The sequence below is a fragment of the Gemmatimonadota bacterium genome, from assembly GCA_016719105.1.
Taxonomy (GTDB): Bacteria; Gemmatimonadota; Gemmatimonadetes; order Gemmatimonadales; family Gemmatimonadaceae; genus SCN-70-22.
In genome coordinates this window covers 1-20,558 of sequence record JADKAQ010000015.1, presented here as the reverse complement: position 1 = coordinate 20,558, position 20,558 = coordinate 1, and the positions used below count along the sequence as shown (strand labels likewise).

Annotated in this window: 19 protein-coding genes and 1 pseudogene; 14 read left to right on the top strand and 6 right to left on the bottom strand. The window is 68.0% G+C overall.

Annotated elements, in window-relative coordinates; all coding sequences use genetic code 11:
• Positions 1-4,214 precede the first annotated feature (4,214 nt).
• Positions 4,215-4,391, bottom strand: coding sequence for a hypothetical protein (locus IPN47_16140; GenBank protein ID MBK9409544.1), 177 nt, complete (start codon positions 4,389-4,391; stop codon positions 4,215-4,217).
• 230 nt (positions 4,392-4,621) lie between these two features.
• Positions 4,622-4,729: a hypothetical protein gene (locus IPN47_16135; protein ID MBK9409543.1), complete on the bottom strand. Its 108-nt coding sequence runs from the start codon at positions 4,727-4,729 to the stop codon at positions 4,622-4,624.
• Positions 4,730-7,931: 3,202 nt separating this feature from the next.
• On the opposite strand from IPN47_16135, the gene IPN47_16130 reads away from it, so the two are divergent.
• Positions 7,932-8,366 carry a hypothetical protein gene (locus IPN47_16130; protein MBK9409542.1) on the top strand — a complete coding sequence of 145 codons (435 nt, stop codon included), beginning with the start codon at positions 7,932-7,934 and terminating at the stop codon, positions 8,364-8,366.
• 818 nt (positions 8,367-9,184) lie between these two features.
• Here IPN47_16130 and IPN47_16125 read toward each other — a convergent pair.
• Positions 9,185-9,337: a hypothetical protein gene (locus IPN47_16125; GenBank protein MBK9409541.1), complete on the bottom strand. Its 153-nt coding sequence runs from the start codon at positions 9,335-9,337 to the stop codon at positions 9,185-9,187.
• The gene (locus tag IPN47_16120; GenBank protein MBK9409540.1) at positions 9,334-10,170 is read right to left on the bottom strand and encodes an NAD-dependent epimerase/dehydratase family protein; all 837 of its coding nucleotides are present in this window, start codon (positions 10,168-10,170) and stop codon (positions 9,334-9,336) included. The genes IPN47_16125 and IPN47_16120 overlap by 4 nt, the downstream gene beginning before the upstream one ends.
• A 143-nt stretch (positions 10,171-10,313) precedes the next feature.
• Here IPN47_16120 and IPN47_16115 point away from each other — a divergent pair, with 143 nt between their 5' ends.
• From IPN47_16115 to IPN47_16095, 5 genes are read left to right on the top strand one after another with little or no spacing between them, the layout of a single operon-like run.
• Positions 10,314-10,631, top strand: a complete 318-nt coding sequence (locus tag IPN47_16115; protein ID MBK9409539.1) for a hypothetical protein — start codon at positions 10,314-10,316, stop codon at positions 10,629-10,631.
• On the top strand, positions 10,631-10,873 hold the full coding sequence (locus IPN47_16110) for a helix-turn-helix transcriptional regulator (GenBank protein ID MBK9409538.1): 243 nt from the start codon (positions 10,631-10,633) through the stop codon (positions 10,871-10,873). The genes IPN47_16115 and IPN47_16110 overlap by 1 nt, the downstream gene beginning before the upstream one ends.
• A gap of 58 nt (positions 10,874-10,931) precedes the next feature.
• Positions 10,932-11,210, top strand: a complete 279-nt coding sequence (locus tag IPN47_16105; GenBank protein MBK9409537.1) for a hypothetical protein — start codon at positions 10,932-10,934, stop codon at positions 11,208-11,210.
• A gap of 34 nt (positions 11,211-11,244) precedes the next feature.
• Positions 11,245-11,493: a DUF4199 domain-containing protein gene (locus IPN47_16100; GenBank protein ID MBK9409536.1), complete on the top strand. Its 249-nt coding sequence runs from the start codon at positions 11,245-11,247 to the stop codon at positions 11,491-11,493.
• Positions 11,494-11,536: 43 nt separating this feature from the next.
• Positions 11,537-11,875: a VOC family protein gene (locus IPN47_16095; protein MBK9409535.1), complete on the top strand. Its 339-nt coding sequence runs from the start codon at positions 11,537-11,539 to the stop codon at positions 11,873-11,875.
• A gap of 12 nt (positions 11,876-11,887) precedes the next feature.
• Here IPN47_16095 and IPN47_16090 read toward each other — a convergent pair.
• Positions 11,888-12,458 (bottom strand): annotated as a pseudogene (locus tag IPN47_16090) (SRPBCC family protein).
• 957 nt (positions 12,459-13,415) lie between these two features.
• On the opposite strand from IPN47_16090, the gene IPN47_16085 reads away from it, so the two are divergent.
• From IPN47_16085 to IPN47_16060, 6 genes are all read left to right on the top strand, one after another.
• Entirely contained in the window at positions 13,416-13,889 is a 474-nt protein-coding gene (locus IPN47_16085) for a hypothetical protein (protein MBK9409534.1), read from the top strand.
• Between the two features lie 18 nt (positions 13,890-13,907).
• Positions 13,908-14,552: a DUF2809 domain-containing protein gene (locus tag IPN47_16080; protein ID MBK9409533.1), complete on the top strand. Its 645-nt coding sequence runs from the start codon at positions 13,908-13,910 to the stop codon at positions 14,550-14,552.
• On the top strand, positions 14,534-14,908 hold the full coding sequence (locus IPN47_16075; GenBank protein MBK9409532.1) for a carboxypeptidase regulatory-like domain-containing protein: 375 nt from the start codon (positions 14,534-14,536) through the stop codon (positions 14,906-14,908). The genes IPN47_16080 and IPN47_16075 overlap by 19 nt, the downstream gene beginning before the upstream one ends.
• Before the next feature lie 135 nt (positions 14,909-15,043).
• The gene (locus IPN47_16070; GenBank protein MBK9409531.1) at positions 15,044-15,208 is read left to right on the top strand and encodes a hypothetical protein; all 165 of its coding nucleotides are present in this window, start codon (positions 15,044-15,046) and stop codon (positions 15,206-15,208) included.
• Positions 15,209-15,654: 446 nt separating this feature from the next.
• Positions 15,655-16,650, top strand: a complete 996-nt coding sequence (locus IPN47_16065; GenBank protein ID MBK9409530.1) for a serine hydrolase — start codon at positions 15,655-15,657, stop codon at positions 16,648-16,650.
• Positions 16,651-16,846: 196 nt separating this feature from the next.
• Entirely contained in the window at positions 16,847-17,839 is a 993-nt protein-coding gene (locus IPN47_16060; GenBank protein MBK9409529.1) for an alpha/beta hydrolase, read from the top strand.
• Here IPN47_16060 and IPN47_16055 read toward each other — a convergent pair.
• Complete coding sequence (locus IPN47_16055) at positions 17,746-18,237, bottom strand: isoaspartyl peptidase/L-asparaginase (protein ID MBK9409528.1); 492 nt, start codon at positions 18,235-18,237, stop codon at positions 17,746-17,748. The two genes, IPN47_16060 and IPN47_16055, sit on opposite strands and share 94 nt — an antisense overlap.
• Before the next feature lie 1,171 nt (positions 18,238-19,408).
• Between IPN47_16055 and IPN47_16050 the strand changes: the two genes are divergently transcribed.
• Positions 19,409-19,636: a hypothetical protein gene (locus tag IPN47_16050; GenBank protein ID MBK9409527.1), complete on the top strand. Its 228-nt coding sequence runs from the start codon at positions 19,409-19,411 to the stop codon at positions 19,634-19,636.
• Positions 19,637-20,034: 398 nt separating this feature from the next.
• The coding region (locus IPN47_16045) for a hypothetical protein (GenBank protein ID MBK9409526.1) at positions 20,035-20,558 on the top strand (524 nt) is incomplete at its 3' end.

The window sequence follows — 20,558 nt, the reverse complement described above, 5'->3', positions numbered from 1 at the left end:
AGCCAGGCGCATCGCTCGATTCCTATGCGTTCCAACACTGTCGAGTGCCGTGACGCACCGGGCCGTCTCGGAACTCATCTGTTTGTTTCCAGGTGCGCGGCGCGCGCCCCGGCGGGACAGTCCCGGGCAATCGGGTTGCTCATCTCGCGGTGGCCTCGGCGCTCCACGTGATGGTCATCTCCTGTGCTCGGCCAAGTCCGCCTTGCTGCACCGGCGTGACGTTCGTGATGCCGTTGGCGGCCAGGTTGCGCAGGAGCGGCGGGCGTAGTTGGCGGATTACGCCGCGGGTTTGTAGGCGATGATCCGCACATCGGGATGCAGGGCGGCGAGGATGATCGATACGCCTGATGCGGGCCCCGATGTCGAGTCCGTGTCGCCAGGCGCAAGGGTCAGAAGGACGTGAGATTGCGGTCCCGGCGGGCGTACTCCGGAAAGCACGTTCGCCGCCCACCTGGATCCCCGACGTCGGCTAATCGCACCCACGCGGCTGGCGATGTCGAACTCCTGACCTGGCTCAGGGTCGGGTCAACCTCCCCCTGTTCGCGGAACTGCACCGCCGCCTCTGCGTAGTCGCGCTTGAGGTCGGGAAGTAGCGCCCGGCCATCCACCGGGTCACCGCGGGTGTGACGGAGTCCTGCGCGAGCATGCGCGGGAGAGGGCGGCCAGCGCGCTGGAATAGTCGCGCGCATCCAACGCACGCCCCGCGACCCCGCGAGCGTGGTCGTGGCCAGGGCAGTCCTGGAGAGCGTGGGGTCCAGGACATCATCAGGCTCATCGGACGACTTCCGGGTGCGGGCGTAATGGACGCGGGCGGGCGTGCAACACGCAGGACTTCCAGGGCATCGTTCTGCGGTGCGGCCTCCTCAGCTCATCCCTGGCGCGCCGTCTGTCGCCGACCGGGATGCGTGAGCGCGCGACTTCAGACGCAGCCCGACATGACGAGGCATCACTGCGCGCTGGTGAAAATGTGGGTCGACCGGCGGTGTTGCGCCGGCGAGGGGGCGATATCGACACGTGGATGCCGCACGCCTCGCCCACCAGTTCCTTCATCGCCCGCCCCAGGACGCTGCGTGCATCATCTGTCCTGCCCGCTGCGCTCACCGCGCCTGCTCGCCGTCGCCGTCACGTGCAGCGTCAGTGCGCCCTCGCCTTCCTCGACCGCGAGGCCCAGCGACGGCCAACAAGTCGCGGACTGCTTCGAAACCGGCGAGAGATTTCACCATCCCGATGCGTGGATGGGGCAGTTTTCGCCGTGGCGCGTTTCTCCCGACGGGTAGCGGCAGCGAGCCCTGGATCCTCCTCGTTCGCACCCCCCTTCTCGGCCGAAGGGCGGGTGTTATGAGGGCCCCGCCCCGCCGATACCCCGTGAGCTGGGCAGAAGACGGGGGCATGCTGTCCTCTTCGAAGACGTCCGGGGGGCGTTTCAGGTCCGAGGGGGCGCGTCGTCGTGAATCGACGGCAGCGCGATGCACGTGACCCTCGGCGCGATCGACGAATCAGACCGACGCGTACGACACCATCGACTGGCTGGGTGAAGCAGCCGGCGGGAAACAGCGCGGCGCGGTTGGCGCATGGCACGGGACCCGGCTGGCTTCGCGGGCTGGCTGCCGGACGCACTCCCGGCGTTTCATGCGGTCTTCGCCGCAAAGGCCGAGGACCTAATACCGGATGGGCGACGACTCTTTCATCAGGGGCGTTCTGCCAGACCTCGGGCGTCGAGTTCGCCAGCTGATGGAGACTGACCCCAAAGGCTTCGCCATACATTCCAGACGATCCCCGCGTACGACCACTTGCCGAGTGACGGCCTCCGGTACCTGACGCTGGACTCGCTGGCGAGGCGAGACTGGCGTTCTTCCGCGGTTGCCGTCGCTGGGTCGGGCGATCGGACGCACCCTACCGTACGACGCCTACTTTCGAAGGCACGGGCGATGCAGCGGGTTCTCACGAAGGTGAGGTCCCGCCAGTAGGGTTTGTTGAGGATGGTGGGATCAGGAAGGTATCCCCCGGCGCACAACTCGCGTATCAGACGGTTGAGCGCCGGACACCCGAGGGTGGAACCGCATCCGACTTCGTCCGTGGTATCACAACGGCTGGTTGTAGCAAGGGGGGCGACTTCGTCATCCTGCCGCACTGGGTATGCAAGAACTCGCACTTTTTCCGGGCCGTAGCATCCTGCGCCCGGTTTTTTTTCCAGGCTACCTGGCACGGCAAGGGACCGCGGGGACTTTCCAGCGTGGGTCTTCGAGACGGTGCCAACGCGGGGCGTACGCTTCGACGCGTGGCCGCCCAGGGATGCTCGGCTGCGCAGGCTCTACCCTCGGGAGAATGGCGCCCTCGCGCGATCGGCCTGCTCTGCGCCAGCGCACGCGCACCGCGACGCCGGTCGACCGGCTGCGCATCGCCGATATTTACGGCGTGTTTGTGTCAGACCCGGCCCATCCTGGCCCCTACCTCCTCGGCTGTGACAACGGCGACGGCTGGCGCACCGGGCTGCACGACCAGCGATTCGTGGACCATCGGCCCCACGTAGCGATGGGAGTCGGGAACCGTTGACGGAAGACCTCAACATTGCCGTGGCGAGGTCGGGGCACGTCTCGCTCACGACCACGGGGAGCGACGCCGATTAGGTCGTGGAAGCTTCATTTCGATGCCCTCTCCCGAGCATGAAAAGCCCAAAACCAACCGCACGTTAGGGGGGTACATCAGTTTCATGGTGAATGCCGACACGCAGGGCGGCCGCTACTGAAAGGGCTTTCAATATCGCCCGGACGCTCATCGGTCATTTTTTTGCCAATGCGGGTCACGCGTGAACTTCACCCGTCGACCTGCACCAGCAGTAATATCGCTTCCCTGAAGTATATCAGCCAGATGGTGCAGGTGCAGAGCAGCTGGTTCTCCTGTACGACCGCAACCCGCAATCCTTCGTCCCCAACATACTCGGCGCCCCGGCCGCATGACTTGCGTAGAGCGGCACCGCGTGTGTGACTCTCCCTGGTATCCATTGCACGTGGTGGTATAGCGGCTGTGGAAGCGATGCTATCGGACGGCCCGCATCGGGCGAAAGAAATCTATCGTCACTCACGCCGCCAACACGAGCGACACGCAGGTCGACGCCCACGCATCGGCACATCAACGCCAGTGTTTCGGCACGAACGGAGGACAACCAGCGCCGAGGTACATGTTCTGGCGCAGGCTTCGCTTGCGGCACAACACGCGGATCAACGGGAAGGGAACCCGCCGTGCAAGTCGTGCCGTCCCGTCAGCCGCACGACCAGGCGGGGGCAGCTCCCTTGTACGCCTTGGTCGGTCTTCCGTCGTGAATTCATAGCGCTCGGCAACGACCCCGCACCGAGCCCCGGATGTTCGGTTGCAGGACGGCGCCGAGCCGTGCCCCTGTGGCCGCACGACACCTGCCGCACCCCCGACGTCGAGGCAAAGACGTTCATCCCGTAGTCTGCACCGAGGGTGAACCTGATGGGGAGCGGCATAAGGTCGCCCGTGGTCAGGTCGTTCACCTCGGGCGTGGCGGTCGATTGGTTCGAAGTAGTCTGAGAACTGGGGGGTCATGTCCATCTGATAAAAGCGGGAGCGCATCGCACTGTCCTTTGTCGGTCACGCGTGCCATGATCGTCGGGGGACCAGGGCGGGTGAACGGTGCGTCACGACGAGCGGCGCCAAGATCGATCAGGAAGTAACCCGTCGCGGCGGGCGTCTCGTCTCCCCAATAAATGGCGTACGTCCATGGAGCGTCGGCCACCCCCGGATCAGAGGACGGCGCCAGCCGTGGAGCGTGTAGGGCTTGCCGAGCGTCGCCTGGCGACATCGCCGGTCAATACCGTCTATGGGGCGGCGTTCTCGATCCGCCGACCGGGCGCGTACGCGTTGGGAGCCACCGTCGCGATCCATGACCGTCGCGCGCATCGTGCGCAGGCATGCCGTTGTCCACGGTGGGACAGGACATCGGGTCGCGGCGCCAAAGGGCCGCAGCTGGCACCGTCACCACAATCGAAGGCGGAAGGTCAGGTCGGCATTGCCGATGTAGTCTGGCACTGACGCATTGGCCAACGCGAGTGGCGATCGCGCTCCTCGCGTACAAAAAAAAATTCCGCGGGGGTGCCGCCCCCGGACACGGCCTCGATGGCGTGCGCAGTCCGTCCAATCGGCCGCCAAGCCCCAGCAGGTCACCCGGGATCGGTCATCACCGCGGAGTGTTTTTATCTTCGCGAAAACACAACTGAACCGCCCCCCGGAGGTTGGCTGGCATCGTCGTCGCGGCCCAGTGCATTGTAGCCCCAGCAGGCGACGCCGCCGTCGGCCTTGACCGCGCAGGCATGCGCATGCCGGGCATCCACCTGCGTGACGATACCCAGGTTGGCCGGCGGATCGGCCACTCCCATCCTCCCGCCATTCGAACAGATCACGCTGCCACCGGTGCGCAGGATGGCGGCCCTTGTTCTCACCGGTCCTCACCGGTTTCACGTTCGTGTGAGTCCTGGCGGCACGCGTTGATCTGGCTCATCGCCGTTGCCCTCAACAGGCGACGGTCCTGTCAGGAGTTTGAGCACACAGGTGTGATGCTACCTGCGCTCTTCACCTGTTTTACCACCGAGCGTCGGTGGTATCACGCCTTCGCTTTGAGTGCGTGTATCTCCCAACAGACGGCGATGCCATCGTCCTGCAGCGCACAGCTATGTCCGCCGCCGGCATCGACGTTCACCGCGCGTCGCACGTTTGCAGGACGGTCGTCTGTCCGTTGCCGCCGTAACCCAGTGCACGCCGCGCCGCCAGTCGCTCAGGAGCGCAACACGTGCGATCCCATTCCGCGCTGACCCAGTGCGTGGCAGCTACCGTTGGCGGGGACTCTGAGCAGGCCAAGGCGATTGCTGCCCCAGCAGGCAACGGTGCCGTCGACGCGGACGGCGGAGGTATGCTCAAGACCGGGAGCTCAAGCCAGTAAGAACCCACCGCCAGCCGACACCAGCATGGAAAGATGGGACCGCTGGGGATTCCTTAAGCGGCGTGGACAGGGTCCGGCCCATCGCACGCCCCGACGAATCAGCCCCAGAAGGGCTGCCAATGGGTAGATGCGTTTCCTGCGGTCGACTCTCTGTTCCAGAAGTCTGGTAAAAATCCTCCCTCTCTCCCCGGCGGTATGAGAACCTGCGTGGCGGCACCGTAAAACTGGCGTCCGGTGCCATCTCCAGGTGGCGGGGCTCACCGGGGGCGCGGCGGGACTCTGATCGGTCAGGGGCCGTCGAGTCGAACCGGGGCGAGGGCGATGAGGCGGGGGGGGGAGCAGTCGGGGAGACCGGATCCAAGGTCAGGCTCGTCTCCCATGCACGGGCGCGTGGTAATCGGGGGTGCGATGCAGGATCGATTACAGTCGCGTCTGCTGAGCCTTCCTCGCCACTTTCGTGGCCTTCTTCCACGTCGGATCGTACGCGCCGTCAGGGCCGCTCGTGCATCACGGGAACCTGCCAGGCGGCCGCCTGGTTTCTCTCGCACCGATCTCGCATATGCGCGCCAACTGCCTGACCCCCGAGCCGCAGATGAAAACGGGCGTGCGTCGGTCGACGGAAGCGTTAGGCACGCCCCGCTCGCCATCGTACCGCATGATACCCAGACAGACCGTTGATCCTCGCGCCATCCCGATCGGGACGGTCCTGATTGCACTTCCAGTACTCCAAGAAGACGGCCCACCGCATGCTTGGATCGACCCCAGTCGCCGATTCGTCCAATGCCCGACGCGGCGGCATCGCAAGGCGATCAACCGCCCGACGTCAGGGATGTCCTGGCGCTCGTCGACCCGCCGAGGGGCGGACACCTCCGTTCGGCAACACCGAGGCAGTACATGGCGGGGCGACAGCGTGTGCTGGCCGCCAGAGACGACACGCGCTGGAGTGGTGGAGTCAGCATCGCCTTCGGTCGTGATGGGAGCGGCGCTCCCATCGCGCGCGACGCCCGGCGTTTTCGATCACCACACCAACCTGGATCCACGCCGTGCGGGTCGTGGCCACCATCGACCGCGGCAGACCTCGCAGACCGCAGGAAGGCGAGTGCGCAACTGCTTGCGTCGTGCGCCGCATGGGGGGCTGAGGGTAGTCCACGCACGCGGCGGTGATCGCGGTCGACGGTCATGCCACCACCCAATCACTTCATCGAGGCGTCGCGCGACATGCCGCACTCCCCGGACGGGTCCCTGCTCGATGCCATGCTTGACGCGGGGGACAAGAACAATGATTGATATCCTGGTCAATCTGCCCTCGCCCTCCTTCGACACGAGATGCTGCGCGCGATGGACAGTCCAACGTCTGCCCAACTGGCGGCGCAACATGCACTACGTGCGGCTGGTGTTCATCGCCGAGAAGACGCCTCGGAGTTCGTGCCTTCGGGCGGTCGCTGGAGCAGGAGTGCTCGGACGCGCACTGCAGCAAGGTCAGCCACGGAGATGTTGCGCGATAAGCGCCGCGGCGCCGTGCGGGATGCAGTGCGTCATCAGGAAGACGTTAGGCATGGCGATGGAGCACCACCGACCATCCACTCCTCCTGTTGCAGCACATGCTTCGGCACGAGGGGCTACCATTACGGGCTGATTGCGCTGGCACCTCAAGCTGGCGGACGGGCCGGCCAACGCCCGACGCTGGCCCCATCTCCCCGGCGGTCTCGAAGAAACAAGACCATCATCGCGTAGGCGCGCGCGACGGACGCCCTGCGCCGGAGCGCTCCCCCAAAGTCGGCGGGGTGTAGGGGGTTGCTATCGATGCTGCGGCCGGCACGAGGCGCGAGGTTGCGCGCGCGTACCCGTGCACCCGACCGTCATCGTGCCCCCCCGTGAACGCTACACCCGTCCTCGACTCTCTCCCCACTGCTCGCCCCGCGCACCGTCGCCGCTCATCGGCGCTTCAGCGCCGCGCGAGCCAGCGCCAGGTGGGGAACTCAGGTCCTCTCGAACCCTATCGACTTCGGGGTCAACGGTATCGCCCACCCGGTCAACCTGGGCATTACCAGTCGTCCATCCGTTCGGTGCACGCCTACCGCCAAGTTCGGCGATGTCCTCGAACCGGTGGACGTTGCGGCCAAAACCCAAAAGCCGAAGGAGAAAATTCTCACGCGGCCGGAGTCGCAGTGGCGCGGCCGGGGTGAAGGCGTTGATCGTCATCGTCGCCGGCTTCCGTGAGATGGGAGCCGGCGTGGACGCTGGAGGCGATCTGGCGCGATCGTCCATCGGCACGGGATGCGCACGATCGGTCCCGCACCGCATGGGGTGATCAACGCCGAGACCCGGCGGTGTCGATGAACGCGACCTTCGCCCGACCGTTCCTTGTTCGCCCACGGGCCTTCGTCTCGCAGCGTCGGGGGCGCTGGGGTTGAGCGGGCTGGACTACGCGCGCTGGTGAGCAGCGATTGGCATCTCGCAGTTTGTGCCAGATCGGCAACTCCCCGACGTCTCCAGCACCGAAGCTGCTCGAGCAGTAAAGATCGACCCGGCGGTGAAGGTGATCCCGATGTACGTTTGGAGGTCCTGGCGACCCCTTCGGCGCTTTCCTGAGTCGGCGTCACGCATCACCAAGCTACCTGCCGATCATCGTCGGGAAGTCGGGGCGTTTCGGTGCGTTAAAGCCGCCGCGTCATCGCACCGGCGCACTCTCGCCGCGAGCGACACGGCGTGGTTTCGACGCGATGTTGACGCAGGCCGGCGTCCTGCGCGCCAACCCATCGAGGACCGGTTCGACATGGCGATGGGGTTCGGCGTGCTGGCGCGCCCCGGTCGCGTCGCACCGCTGTGCTCACCAACGCCGGCGGCCCCGGGATCCTCGCCGCCGACGCGATGAGACCCAGGGGTCTGAACTCGTGGAGCTGAGCCCGGCGACCGTCGAGACGTTGCGCCCGCTCTTCCCGCCTAAGGCCTCGATTCGCAATCCCGCTCGGACATGATCGCCTCCGCCACCCCTGCCGGCTACAAGGCGGCGCTCACCGCCTTCCTCGCCGATCCCAACATCGACACGGTGGTCCCGATCTTCGTCCCGCCGTTCGGCGTTAGGCAGGAGGACTTGGCCGAAGCGATCGTCAGTGCGGCCGTGACCCGCCCCGCAAGCCGATGCGGCCGTGCTGATGGGGCTCAAGGGGGCGCCGCGAAGGCGGCCCGAGTTGCGCCAGGCGGGGATCCCCGCCTACATCTTCCCCGAGGCGCGGCGCGCGCCCTGAACGCGCCCAACCGGCAGCGCGAATGGGGGGTGGAGCATCGCAGCGAAGCGCGACGCCGCGGCGAGGTCGATCGCCAGGGCCGCGGCGATCATCGACGGCGCGCCCGCGAGGGACGCGCGCATCTGTCAGAGGGCGAGTCCATCGCCCTGGCTGCGCTATAGCGCCCATCCGGTGGCCGACGTGCGCTTCGTCGCCACGGGCGATGCCACGGGACTCGACGATGCGGCCGCTGCAAACGCGCTACCCGCTCGTCCTGAAGCTCGCGAGCCGCGACATCTCCACAAGACCGATGTCGGCGGCGTACTCGGGATCGCCGATGCCGACGAGCTGCGGACGCCTACGCGCAGATGATGACGCGCGTGCGGCTGGCGGCACCGACCGCGCACATCGATGGGGTGGTGCTGCAGCGCTACCTCACGGTGGGCGCGAGACGATCGCCGGGATCATGCACGACCCGCGCTTCGGCCCACTGCTCATGTTCGGGCGTTGGGCGGCGTCTTCGTCGAGGCGTTGCAGGACGTGATCTTCCGCGTGCCCCCATCGACGACGCGCAGGCGCTCGACATGCTCCGCGGGATCCGCGGGGCACGCGCGTGCTCAGGGGCTTCGCGGTGGGCCGCCTGCACAAGAGCCGGCACTGGTCGATGCCCTGTGCCGGCTGGATAACTCGCCGCGGACTTTCCCGTGATCGCGGAACTGGACGTCAATCCGCTCCTCGCCTTCGCGCACGGCGTGGTGGCGGTGGACGCACGGGTGCGTTGCAGCTCCCGTCAGTCTTCCGTCGCACCCCGCGTCGCGCGCTGCTTCGCGCGCTGCCGCCAGCGCGCGAGGATCTCTCCGCCTCCCGCGCCCGCTAGTCCCCGCCGCACGCTTGGCGCGGTCGGCGGTGGGACGCGACTTGTCCCACACGGTAGCGTGTCGAGCGCCGTGACGGCAAAGGGGTCGGTAGGTGAGCCCAGCCGCAATGGCACGCTTCACGTTCACGTCATCAGCGCGTCGCCCGGGGCCCACGCCGGGATCTCGCTCCAGATCGCCGCCTTCTGCTCGGCCAGGAACGACTCGGGGACCCGGTAAACGAGACCGGGGTCGAGGTCACCGCGCGACGGCAGCCGAGCATCTCGGCTAAAGCTCATCCGCGTCGCCGGGGCCGGTGGCGTTGAAGTCGCCCATCACCCGTTCTCGGCGAGCCTGTCGATCCACTCCGTGAGATCGCGCTGGTCGATGACCCGCGACGAGTGGTTGGGGTTCCCCGGGGCGAGAACTTCGCCCCCTCGTCGACGCGCACCGGCCAGTACGTGAAGCGATCGGTCGGGTCGGTGGGGCCCACGATGAGCCCAGGGCGCACGATGGTGGCGCGCTTCGGGAACGCGGCGTGCACGAGGTTCTCGGAGATCGCCTTCGTGAGGCCGTACGGCGCCTCATCGCCGTCCTTGAACCCCGGCGGCGGGGCGAAACGCTCGGTGCGATTCGTCAGATCGGCTCCGTGCGCACGTTCCCCGCGGTCGCGTAGCTCATCGTATCGGTCTTGTACGCCGAGATCGACGAGACAAAGAGGTAGTGTCCCGTGGAGTCCTGAGCGCCGCCACACAATTCGCGCGCAACCCCATCGGTAGTCTCGCGCATTGTTGTCGACACCGCGTCCACTTCCGCTTTGAGAGCATCCCCATGTCGCCCTCGCGGTCGGCGGTGATGTGCTCGACGCCGTCCACCTGGCACTGCGCCCGCGCGTGAGGATCGTGACCTCGTGCCCGCGGGCGAGGGCGTACTTCACCGTGTTGGGGCCGATGAAGCCGGTGCCGCCCAGGATCAGGAGCTTCTTGGGGGCCACGGATGGCGTGGGATCGCGGCGCTCGCCCGGATTCGCGTTCGCACGGGCTCCCGACGCAGATGCGATCGAGGGGGAGAGGGCGAGCCCAGCACCAGCGAGTGCGGCGGTGTGAAGGAAGTCGCGGCGGGACGATGACATGGCGGCAGAGCCTGACGGGTGAGAGATCCCCGAAAGTGGCGCGCGGAACAGCGATCCGGAATGTCACCCGGCGGCGCGGTGGCGCTTGCCCTTCTGCGTCGGATCGCGTCCCTTTCCGGACCCGCCCCTCTCCAGCTGCGGGAATGCGTAAGCACGTCCTTCTGTACGGTCTCCTGTGCGGCGCCCTGGTCGCCGTGCTCCGCTTCATTCAGTACCGCTGGATCATCGTCGAGCACTCGATCGAGATCTATGGCGCACTGGTCGCGGCGGTCTTCGCCGGGCTGGGGATCTGGCTCGGCCTCAGGCTGACCCGCCCCGCCGAGCCCGTCGTCGTGCGGGAGATTCAGGAGATTCACGTTCCGGTGCCGGTCCACGTCCCCGCGCCGGCCACCTTCGTGCGCGACGAGCAGAAGGTCCGGGCGCTCCGGATCACCCGCGCGAGCTGGAGATCCTCGCGCTGATGGCCGAGGGGTTGAGCAACCGGGAGATTGCGGAGCGGGTGTCGGTGAGCGAAAACACCGTCAAGACGCATTCGAGCCGGGTCTTCGACAAGCTGGGAGCCCGGCGACGGACGCAGGCGGTGCAGCTGGGCGGAGCTGCGCCTGATTCCGTGAGGGGCTCGGCCCCCCGAAGGCGCCGCCCCGAACCCTCCTACTTTCGCATGATTTTGCCCCAGATCGCCCAAAATCACCCGTTCGTGTGACGCGCGCGGCGGGGGACGACGGATAGACTCGCCCCTCCTCAACCAACCGGGAGTTGTCATGCGAAAAATCGTGCTGACGTTCGGGCTCATCGCCGGGACGATCATGTCGGCGATGCTGCTCATCGCCATGCCGTTCCAGGAGCAGATCGGGTCCGAGAAGGGGATGCTCATCGGCTACACGTCGATGGTCCTCGCCTTCCTGATGATCTTCGTGGAGGGTCAAGACGTATCGCGACAACGTGGCCGGCGGGCGCATCACCTTCGGGCGCGCGCCTTCCTGGTCGGCTTCCTGATCATGTTCGTCGCCAGCAGCTGCTACGTCGCCACGTGGAAGTGATGTACTTCAAGCTGACCCCGGCTACTCCGAGAAGATGACCGCGCAGGCAATCGAGAAGGAGCGGAAGTCCGGGGCCAACGAAGCCCAACTCGCCGCCAAGCGGAAGGAGATGGAGGAGTTCCAGGCGATGTACCAGAAGCCGCTCGTGAACATCGCGATCACCTTCCTGGAGCCGCTCCCGGTGGGGCTCCTGTTCGCCCTCATCGCCGCCGGCGTGATGAGCCGGAAGCGACGGGATGAGGATGCTGGTGCGACGACCGCGCCCGGCATCTCCCGCGCATGACCACGCACGACACGACCAATCACCCCATCTCAGAGGTCATGTGATGCCTGCCCCACTCGTGTACTTCGAATTCGCCGGCCCCGACGTGGCGGCGCTCCGCGCCTTCTACAGCGGCGTCTTCGGCTGGCAGATCGGCACCGACTCGGCCATCGCCGCGGCCAACACCGGCAGCCTGCGTGGCGGGTTGCGCCAGGACCCGCCCGACAAGGTGCTCTATTTCGGCGTCCCCGACATCACGCAATCGCTGGCGACCATCGCCGCGTCCGGCGGGACTGTGGTGATCCCGCGAACGGTGGTGCCGGGGGTGGTGACGTTCGCCCTGTTCAAGGACCCGGCGGGGAACCTGCTGGGACTCGCCGAGGACGGAAGCTTCCCCGCCTGACGAGCGATGGCGTCAGCGGCGTAGCGACGCCGCGAACTCCTCCAACTGCGTGATGCAGGTCCCCCAGCCGTCGAAGAACCCCATCGCCTCATGCTGGTCGCGCGTCGCCTTGTCCTTGTGGAGCACCGTCGCCACGTAGCGCGTGTGCTCCCCCTCATCGGAGAGGTTGATGTAGGCCGTCAGGGGCATCCACGGGTCGGCGGCTGGGCGCCAGTGTTCGAGCAGCGCCGAGGTCCAGACGAGGCGTGACTGGGGAACCACCTCGAGGAAGGCACCCGGGTTGTCGCTGGTGCCACCATCGGGACCGCGCATGAAGGTGTGAAAGGCACCGCCTGGCCTGAGGTCGAAGGCGCGCACCTCGGTGGTCCACGGCGGGGCACCACCATTCCTTGAGATGGGCGGGATCGCTCCACGCCTGCCAGACCAGGGCCCGCGGCACGCGGGACACTGGAAATCTCGAGGTCGTATTCGCTGCCGACGGACATGGTCCTACTCCTTTGCGTGAGGGGGGCCCTGCAGGGATTTCGACGTACGCCTCGAGGCGATCGGTGCGCGCCTCCCCGAGAGCGCGCTGATCGGCCATCCATGACTCCGCGTCACGAAGCGTCGCCGCGTCGAGCTCGCAGGTGCGGATTCGTCCTTGCTTCCTGGACCGAATAAGGCCGCTGCGCTCCAGCACGCCGATGTGCTTCGTGAACGACGGCAGCGCCATGAAACGGCGCGGCGAGCTCCGTGACAGAGGCCGATCCAACGCCCAGCCGCGAGACGATGGCTCGACGCGTCGGATCGCCGAGGGCGAGGAAGACGTGATCGAGCGAGGCAGAATAGTTAGCCATATGGCTAACCATATGTCTCTCGCCCTGCCGTTCTGTCAATCGGTGCCGCAACGTTGACGACGCCAGTGGCACCACGAGATCAATAGACCTATGCTCGACGACGTCATTGCCCCGGCCTTCGGCTGGTCATCTGCGGCTCCGCCGTCGGTACGGCGTCGGCGCGGGCCGGGTGCTACTACGCCGGGCCGCAGAACCGTTTCTGGCAGACGCTGTTCGAGGTCGGCCTCACGCCGCGGCCGTTGGCCCGCACGAGTTCCGGACGCTTCTCGACTTCGGCATCAGCCTCACCGACATCGTGAAGACGCAGGTCGGTCCCGACCACGTGCTGCGGCCCGCCGAGTCGGACGTCGAGGTGCTGCGCTCCTTATCGAGCGCTATCGGCCGCGGATGTTGTGCTTCAACGGAAAGCGCGCCGCCCAGCAGTTCCTGGGGCGCACGGACGTCGCCCTCGGGCTACAATCCGGGATGGTCCGTGCCACTCGGCTCTTCGTGGCCCCGTCCACGAGTGCGGCGGCTCGGCGATACTGGCGCCTCGAGGTCTGGCAGGCGCTCGCAGACGAGGTGGCGCGCCTGTTGCCGGGCGATGGGGCGCTCGCGACCGCGGGCGCGAGTCGTTCAGGCTCTCCGGCGACGCGCGCGCGGCCGCTCCCGTTGGTCCCGCATCGTCCGCTCCCTCTTCACCGGCCCCACACCGTCCGCCTCCGTTGGCCACACACGTCGTCCTCGTCCACCCCGAGATCCACTGGAACACCGGCAATGCGGGGCGCACCTGCCTCGCCGCCGGCGCCACGTTGCACCTGGTGGAGCCGCTGGGCTTCTCCCTGGATGAGCGCGAGGTCAAGCGCGCGGGGCTCGACTACTGGGGCACGTCGACCTGCGCGTGTGGCCAAGCTGGGAGGCGTTCGAGCGTGCGCTGCCGGCACTCGGCGAGCCGTTCTTCTTCTCCCACCAAGGCGACGCGCCTCCTCTGGGAGGCACCACTCAGCGAGCCGAGCGACGTCGTCCTCGTCTTCGGTCGCGAAACCGGTGGGCTGCCCGCCGCGCTGCATGAGCGCTATCGCGATCGCTTCGTGACCATGCCGATCGACGCGACGCGCGTTCGCTCGCTCAATTTGTCGACGAGCGTGGGGATCGCGGTGTACGAAGTGCTGCGCCAGCGCCGCGCACGCACCGGCTGATTGGCCACTTCGTCGCTCGTGCGATCTCGCCTCAGGCTCTCCGCGCTGGCCGTCGCCACCATCGCCACCGGACTCGCCACGCGTCGCGTTCCGGCGGCCTTTCCCGAGGTGCTTGCGACCTTCGGCGGCGACGTGCTGTGGGCGACGCTGGTGTACTGGCTGCTGGCGTGGCTTCGGCCGAGCGCAGCGGCGCCTCGATTCGCGTGTGCGGCGGGGCTTGCGGCTCTAGCCGTGGAATGCAGTCAGCTGCTGCATCCGGCGTGGCTGGTGGCGCTCCGGGCCCATCGGATTGGCGCACTCGTGCTCGGGCAGGGGTTCCTGTGGAGCGACCTGACGTGTTATGCCGTGGGGATCCGGCTGGCGTGGGCGTTGGACCGAGGGGCGTCGCGCGGAGGCGCTGACGGGGCGCGAACGTGCCGAGCGGGCGCGTGGAGCGTGGGGGTCGCCCCGGGCGCGTGTCGCCGCCAGCGGGATCGCGCGTTTTCGATCACCGGTGCACAAGTGCGTCGCCTCATCCCTGCGTCGGACGTGGCACGAGCGGCCGAGCGATCGCCCCCTGCCCGTCGTGGCGGCTCACTGTTGCTTCCACTCGCGGGATGTGCGCCGCGCCCCATGTCACGTCGGTCGAGCAGACGGAGGATCCCATGCGACGGTTCATGCTGATGCTGCTGCTCGTCGGGGCCTCAGGCTGCGGCGTCCTGGGCGGGACAGAACCCGACGCGACGATGATCAACGTGCGGGTGCGCGACGATCGTGGGGTGGCGGTCGGTCGCACGCAGGTGATCGTGACGCTCGCCGCGACCGAGGTGATCGCGCGAACGAGCAACGACGGAAGCGTGAGCGTTCGCCTGTCGGGCGGTGGGGTGTACCGGGTTCGCGTCATTCCGCGTGCCGGCTACCTGGCGGCGACCGATCCGCTCTCGAAGCAGGTCACCGTCGCCGCCAACGCGCGAGCGGTCGTCGACTTCGCGGTGTCACGCGACGGGACCTACTCGGGCGATCCCGAGCCGTGGTTCTGAGTCGTGTGGCTCATGACGCCGACGAGCGCCCGCGTGGGCACGGCGCCCATGCCTAACGTCGATCGTACATGACCGCGCCCATGCAGGATCGGCGATCGATGGCTGCTCGGCGAGCGCCTCGAGGGGATCGCCTTGATGCACAACCAGACAGTGCGCGTCCTCGCTGGGGCCCACGAAGGCGATGCGGGGACCGTCGTCCTGCTGCTTCGCACGTCGCCAGAACCGGTGTACCTGGTGGCGCTCCATTCCGGTGCCGGGACGGTGCGGGTGCGCCAATCGGACGTGCAGCCGAGCGTCTGAGGCTGGTCATCCCCAATCGACGTGTCGCGGTGGCTGCCTTTCGGGGAGCGCGCGAACACGCATCCTGCTCCTGGAGGAATGTGCCCCGACTTGCGCTGGTGCTCCTGCTCTGCGTCGCGTCGCACGCGCCCTCCTACGCGCAGGTCACCGCGTCGCGCTCCATCGCCGTGCGCGCGGGATTCGCTCATGCGCGACCTGGCGGAGCGCGGCCTCTTTCAGGGGGCCGTGGTGGTGGGGCGCGGCGATCACATCGTCTACGAGGGGGGCTTCGGGTATGCAGACGTCGAGCAGCGCATCCCCTTCACCTCCAGCACGCCGACCGATGCGGCCTCGATGGCGAAGACCTTCACCGCGGCAGTGCTACTGACCCTGGTGGCGGAAGGGCGGGTCGCGCTCGGCGCCAGGGTGCGCGACCTGCTCCGGCGTATCCACATGCCGCGACGCGCGTGCGCCACCTGCTCTCGCATTCCGCAGGGCTACCCGGCTACGAATGGTTGGACCCGCGCGTCGCGGCCGGCCAGCCGCGCACGAATGCCAGCCACCTTGCGCTCGTGTCCCGCGATGCACCAATGCCGGCCTTCGTGCCAGGGAGCGCGTTCAGTTACGACAACGTCGCGTACGACGTGGCCGCCATGGTCGTGGAGCGCGTCTCGGGGGCGTCGTACCCCGACGTGCTGGCCGAGCGATTCTTCCGCCCGTTAGGGCTCACGGCCTTCGTGCGACCGGCGCGGTTTGCCGACTGGCCGGGGAATCGGACACGAGGCTATCGGCGCACCAACGACGGAATGGCGGCGCACGACGCCTACGACCTGGAGGGATTTCACGGCGCGGCCAACGTGTACCTGTCGGCTCGCGACCTGCACAAATGGCTGGCCGGCTATCGCCGCGTCGTTCCGCCGCAGGCGCTGCGCAACGCGATACGCCTCGCCCGACTCGACGACGGACGGACCACCGGCATCTCGCTCGGGAGCTGGTATCTGTCGCCCGACACCAAGCGTCGTTACTACACCGGCCACCACGACGGCTTCTTCAGCGTCGCGTACGCCGACGATGCGCAGGACCTCACCGTCGCATGGGTCGCGAACGACGCCCCGCCGGCGTGGCTGCAGCCTGCGCTCACCCGCGCACTCATCACCATTGCCGAGGGTGGCGCACCCGAAACGTTGGCGCCCCCGCCCGTGAGCGATGCGGTCACCGACATCACGGGGACCTATCGTGTGCCAACCCTCGGCGAGGTGCGCGTGCGTCGCGACGGCGAACGCCTGATCGTACGCGTGCGAGGCGTGCCTTACGATGCCTTTGCGGTCGGCGGCGATACGCACTATGTCCCCGGACTGGACGCGTACCTGCGCTTCGGCACCTCAGCGAGCGGCGTGCGTGCGCTGCGCTGGGACTCGATCTACGCGGTGGAGCCGTCCGTGCCACGACGGGCCCCCCGTTGATGCCCTGGCGGCGCGCGTTGTCTGCGGGTGGGAAAGCCTGGCGATCGGGATGTGTGGCGAGGGCGTGGCCAGCAGTCGCGCTCCGCACGATGGCGGCTTGACCGCTGCGGCTGGCGGGCGCCATGCTTCCCCCGCTCCCAGCCAGCGCGGGCACGCATGACGGCGCTGCTCGACACGTGACCGTAGCCCATCGTTCGTGACGACTTTCTCCGCCGGCATCAACGCCGGTTGCCGCGCGATCGACGTGGCAGACGCGGTTCAGGGGACCAGCATCCCCGTGCGCCTGCTCTATCCGACACGGGCCCGGGCGCAGCCAGCGCCGTTCGGCCCATTCCGGGTCGACATTGCGCTCGACGCCCCCGTCGACGGACACGCGCTCCCGCTGGTCGTCATCTCGCACGGGTCGGGCGGGACCCCCTTCACGCATCGTGACCTGGCGCTGCATCTCGCACGCGCGGGGTGCGTCGCGGCGCTCGTGCAGCACCCCGGCAACTGTCGTGCGGACGACTCGCTCTCGGGAACGGTCGCGAACCTCGAGAACCGGCCGCGTCACCTCCACGTGGTCATCGACGCCGCGCTCACCGACCCACTCGTCGGTGCGGGTCGCGCACCGCGCGGCGTGACGATCATCGGGCACTCAATGGGCGGCTACACCGCGCTTGCTGTTGCCGGCGGGAAGCCGACGTCACTCGCGCAGGAATCGCCTAACGGCGCGGCGGTCACGGTCCCCGTTAGGCGCGACGCGCGCGTGAGCGCCCTGGTCCTCCTCGCGCCGGCGACGCCGTGGTTCATGGCCAACGGCGCGCTGGCCGACGTCGACGTCCCGATCCTCATGCGCACCGGGGAGCGGGACATGCTCACGACGGCGTTTCACGCGCAGGTGGTCGCCAGCGGCCTCCAAGACCCGGCGCAACTCGATCACCTCGTGGTCGCGAACGCCGGTCACTTCGCCTTCCTCAGCCCGTACCCGCCAGAGATGGTGAGTCCGGCGATCCCGCCCTCGCAGGACCCGCCGGGGTTCGACCGTGCGGCCTATCTCCCCGTGCTGTTCGACGAGATCGTGCGTTTCATCCGTCGCGCGCATAGCCGCCGCGGTCAGTCCCTCGGGCCCACCGGCAAGCAGTGGCTCAACTCCGGCGCCTGCGCGCCGTTCTCGGTGCAGACGGCGAACTTGGTCTCCCCCGCGTGATACATCGACACGCCGGCCCATTCGCCGCGCTTGTTGAGCACGAAGAAGCGGATGTTGAAGTTCGGGTTCCCCTTGCTGTTGAGCAGGCGGCTTTCGATGGTGTTGGCCTTGATGCGCTTGAGCGCTTCCATCCCGGCATCCTTGGGACTCATGCCGCGGCGCAGCGCCTCGACGATGAACGACGACAGGTTGTACAGGTTAGCCTCGCCACGCCCAGTGGAGCCGGCCGCGCCGACGTCGTTGTCGACGTAGAGGCCGGCGCCGAGGATGGGGGAGTCGCCGGTGCGTCGGGGATCTTCCGCCAACCCGCTCGTCGTCGTCACGCCGCAGATGTCGCCGGTGGGGCTGATGCCATCGCAGTTGATCGTCCCCAGAACGATCCCTCGCGCACAGTCCATCGCGGACCATCGACCGACCGGCAGCGAGGCGCGCGCGACTCCCACTCGGCGTTAGGCACCCGATGCGCGCTCGCGGCGAAGTCGGTGTCGCCGGGGTCCTTCTCGTGCCGGTCGCCCAGGGGCGCGTCCCGCGCTTAGGATCGAGCCAGTGCTCGGGATCGACGCGGCGGCGCCACTCGCGCCAGAGGCGGCGCGAGGTGTCGGTATTGAGGTCGGCCTCGACGGTGAACCCATCTGCCGCGCGAACTCGCGTGCCCCTCGCCGCTCAGCAGGTGATGGTCGGTGTAGTCCATGACTGCCTGCGCCACCAGCGACGGGGTGCGCACCCCTTCGATACAGGAGCAGCAGCGCCCGCACGCGTGCGCGGGCCGTGCGTACGCGCGTCCAGCTGCACCACGCCGTCGGCGTTAGGCGCGCCCCAGTACCGATCCCGGTCTCGGTGGGGGTCGAGTTCAGGGATGTTGACGCCGGCAATGAGGGCGTCCAGCACATCCTGCCCTCGGTGATGAGCCGGAGGCGCGCTGTACGGCGTTCTCGGTCCCCCGTTCCTGAACTCCCCCCCGAGTAGTCGGAGATGACGACAGGGCGCACGGCGTGCTGAGGCCAGAGCTCCGGGGCGCGCGGCGACGCGTCCGTGGACGCGTCAGGGGTCGACATCGCCAGGCCGGCGAGCGGTGTAGCGGCCAGCGTGGCCTGAGTGCGCTTCACGAAGTCGCGACGCGAGACCATGAAAGGGGCGGGGTGTGGGGTTGCCTCTATTCTCCCAGCCAGGGCGGCCGTGCGCAAGTCGGTGGAAGACCCCGGGCAACGTGGCGCGGCGGCAGGTCGGCACCGCGGCACGGGCGCTCGGCACCCCGGGGGCCCCGCTCGTGGCGTGGCGCGCGCGACCGTAGATTCGCGCGACTCTTCACCCGACTTTCGACGCCATGCGCCGCTCGCTCGCCCTCGCCCTCACCGTCCTCGCGCCTGTGGTAGCCGGCGCCCAGTCGCCATTCGACTCGCTCCGCTTCCGGTCGATTGGCCCGGCCGCACTCGGCGGGCGCATCCACGACGTGGAGGGGGCCCCTTCACCCTGCGCGCCCGCCGCCGCCGGGCGGGTTGTGGGACGACCAACAAGGGGACGACGTGGACGCCGAGCGTCGAGAACCAGAAGGTCGCGACGTTCGGCGACGTGGCGATCTACGAAGGCGATCCGCGCATCCTGTATGTGGGCACGGGAGAGCAGAACAACCGGCAGAGCACCTCGTGGGGGAACGGCGTCTACAAGTCGACCGACGCCGGCGCCACCTGGACACACCTGGGGCTCGCCGCCACGCGGCACATCGGGCGGGTGGCCATTCACCCGACCAACCCCGACATCGCCTGGGTGGCGCGGCCGGCGACCACCTTGGGCGCCTAACGCGGACCGTGGCGTCTTCCGCACCAGCGACGGCGGGCGGACGTGGAGGCAAGACGCTCTTCGTCGATTCGCTCACAGGGGGCGACCGACATCGTGGTCGACCCGATCCAATCCCGACGTCGTGATTGCGGCGACCTACCAGCGCCTGCGCACGCCGTGGGGTACAACGGTGGCGGCACGGGAGCGGGATCTGGAAGTCGACCGACGGCGGCGAGACCTGGCGCGCCCATCACCGAGGGGATCCCGAAGGGAGACAAGGGGGCGCATCGGGCTCGCCATCGCCCGTTCCGATCCACGCATCGTGATCGCCACGATCGAGCATCGCACCGGGGCGGGCACCTACCGATCCGAACGGCGGAGACACGTGGCGCCAGGTGGACCCGCTCAATCCGCGCCCCGTGTTACTCAAGCCGGTGATCCACCCGACCAACGCCGATCGCGTCTGGATCGGGGTCACGGTGTATCGCAGTGAGGATGGAGGGCGGACCTTCCGCAGCTCCACCGGCCCACACGTCGACGTCGGGCTCAAGGGCGCCCATGTCGCCTTCTGGCTCAACCCCAAGGACTCGCGCCACGCCTTCCTTGGCGGCGACGGCGGGCTGCAGAAACGTGGGACCTGGGGAGACCTGGGTGCGGTTGAGCTTCCCATCGGGCAGTTCTACTCGGTGGCCGCCGACGATCGCGACCCCTACTGGATCTACGGCGGCATGCAGGACAACCACTCGTGGATGGGACCGAAGTGCCGCGCGCCACTGGTTAGGCATCGTCAACGAGGACTAGCGGCAGATCGGCTTCGGGGGCGGGATGTACCAGCGCCCCGACCCCTTCAGCAAGCGGTGGGTCTACACCGCGAGCCTAGAACCCTGGGGATCCAGCGTTTCGACATCGAGACGGGGGGACCGGCTCGGCCTCAAGCCGTTCC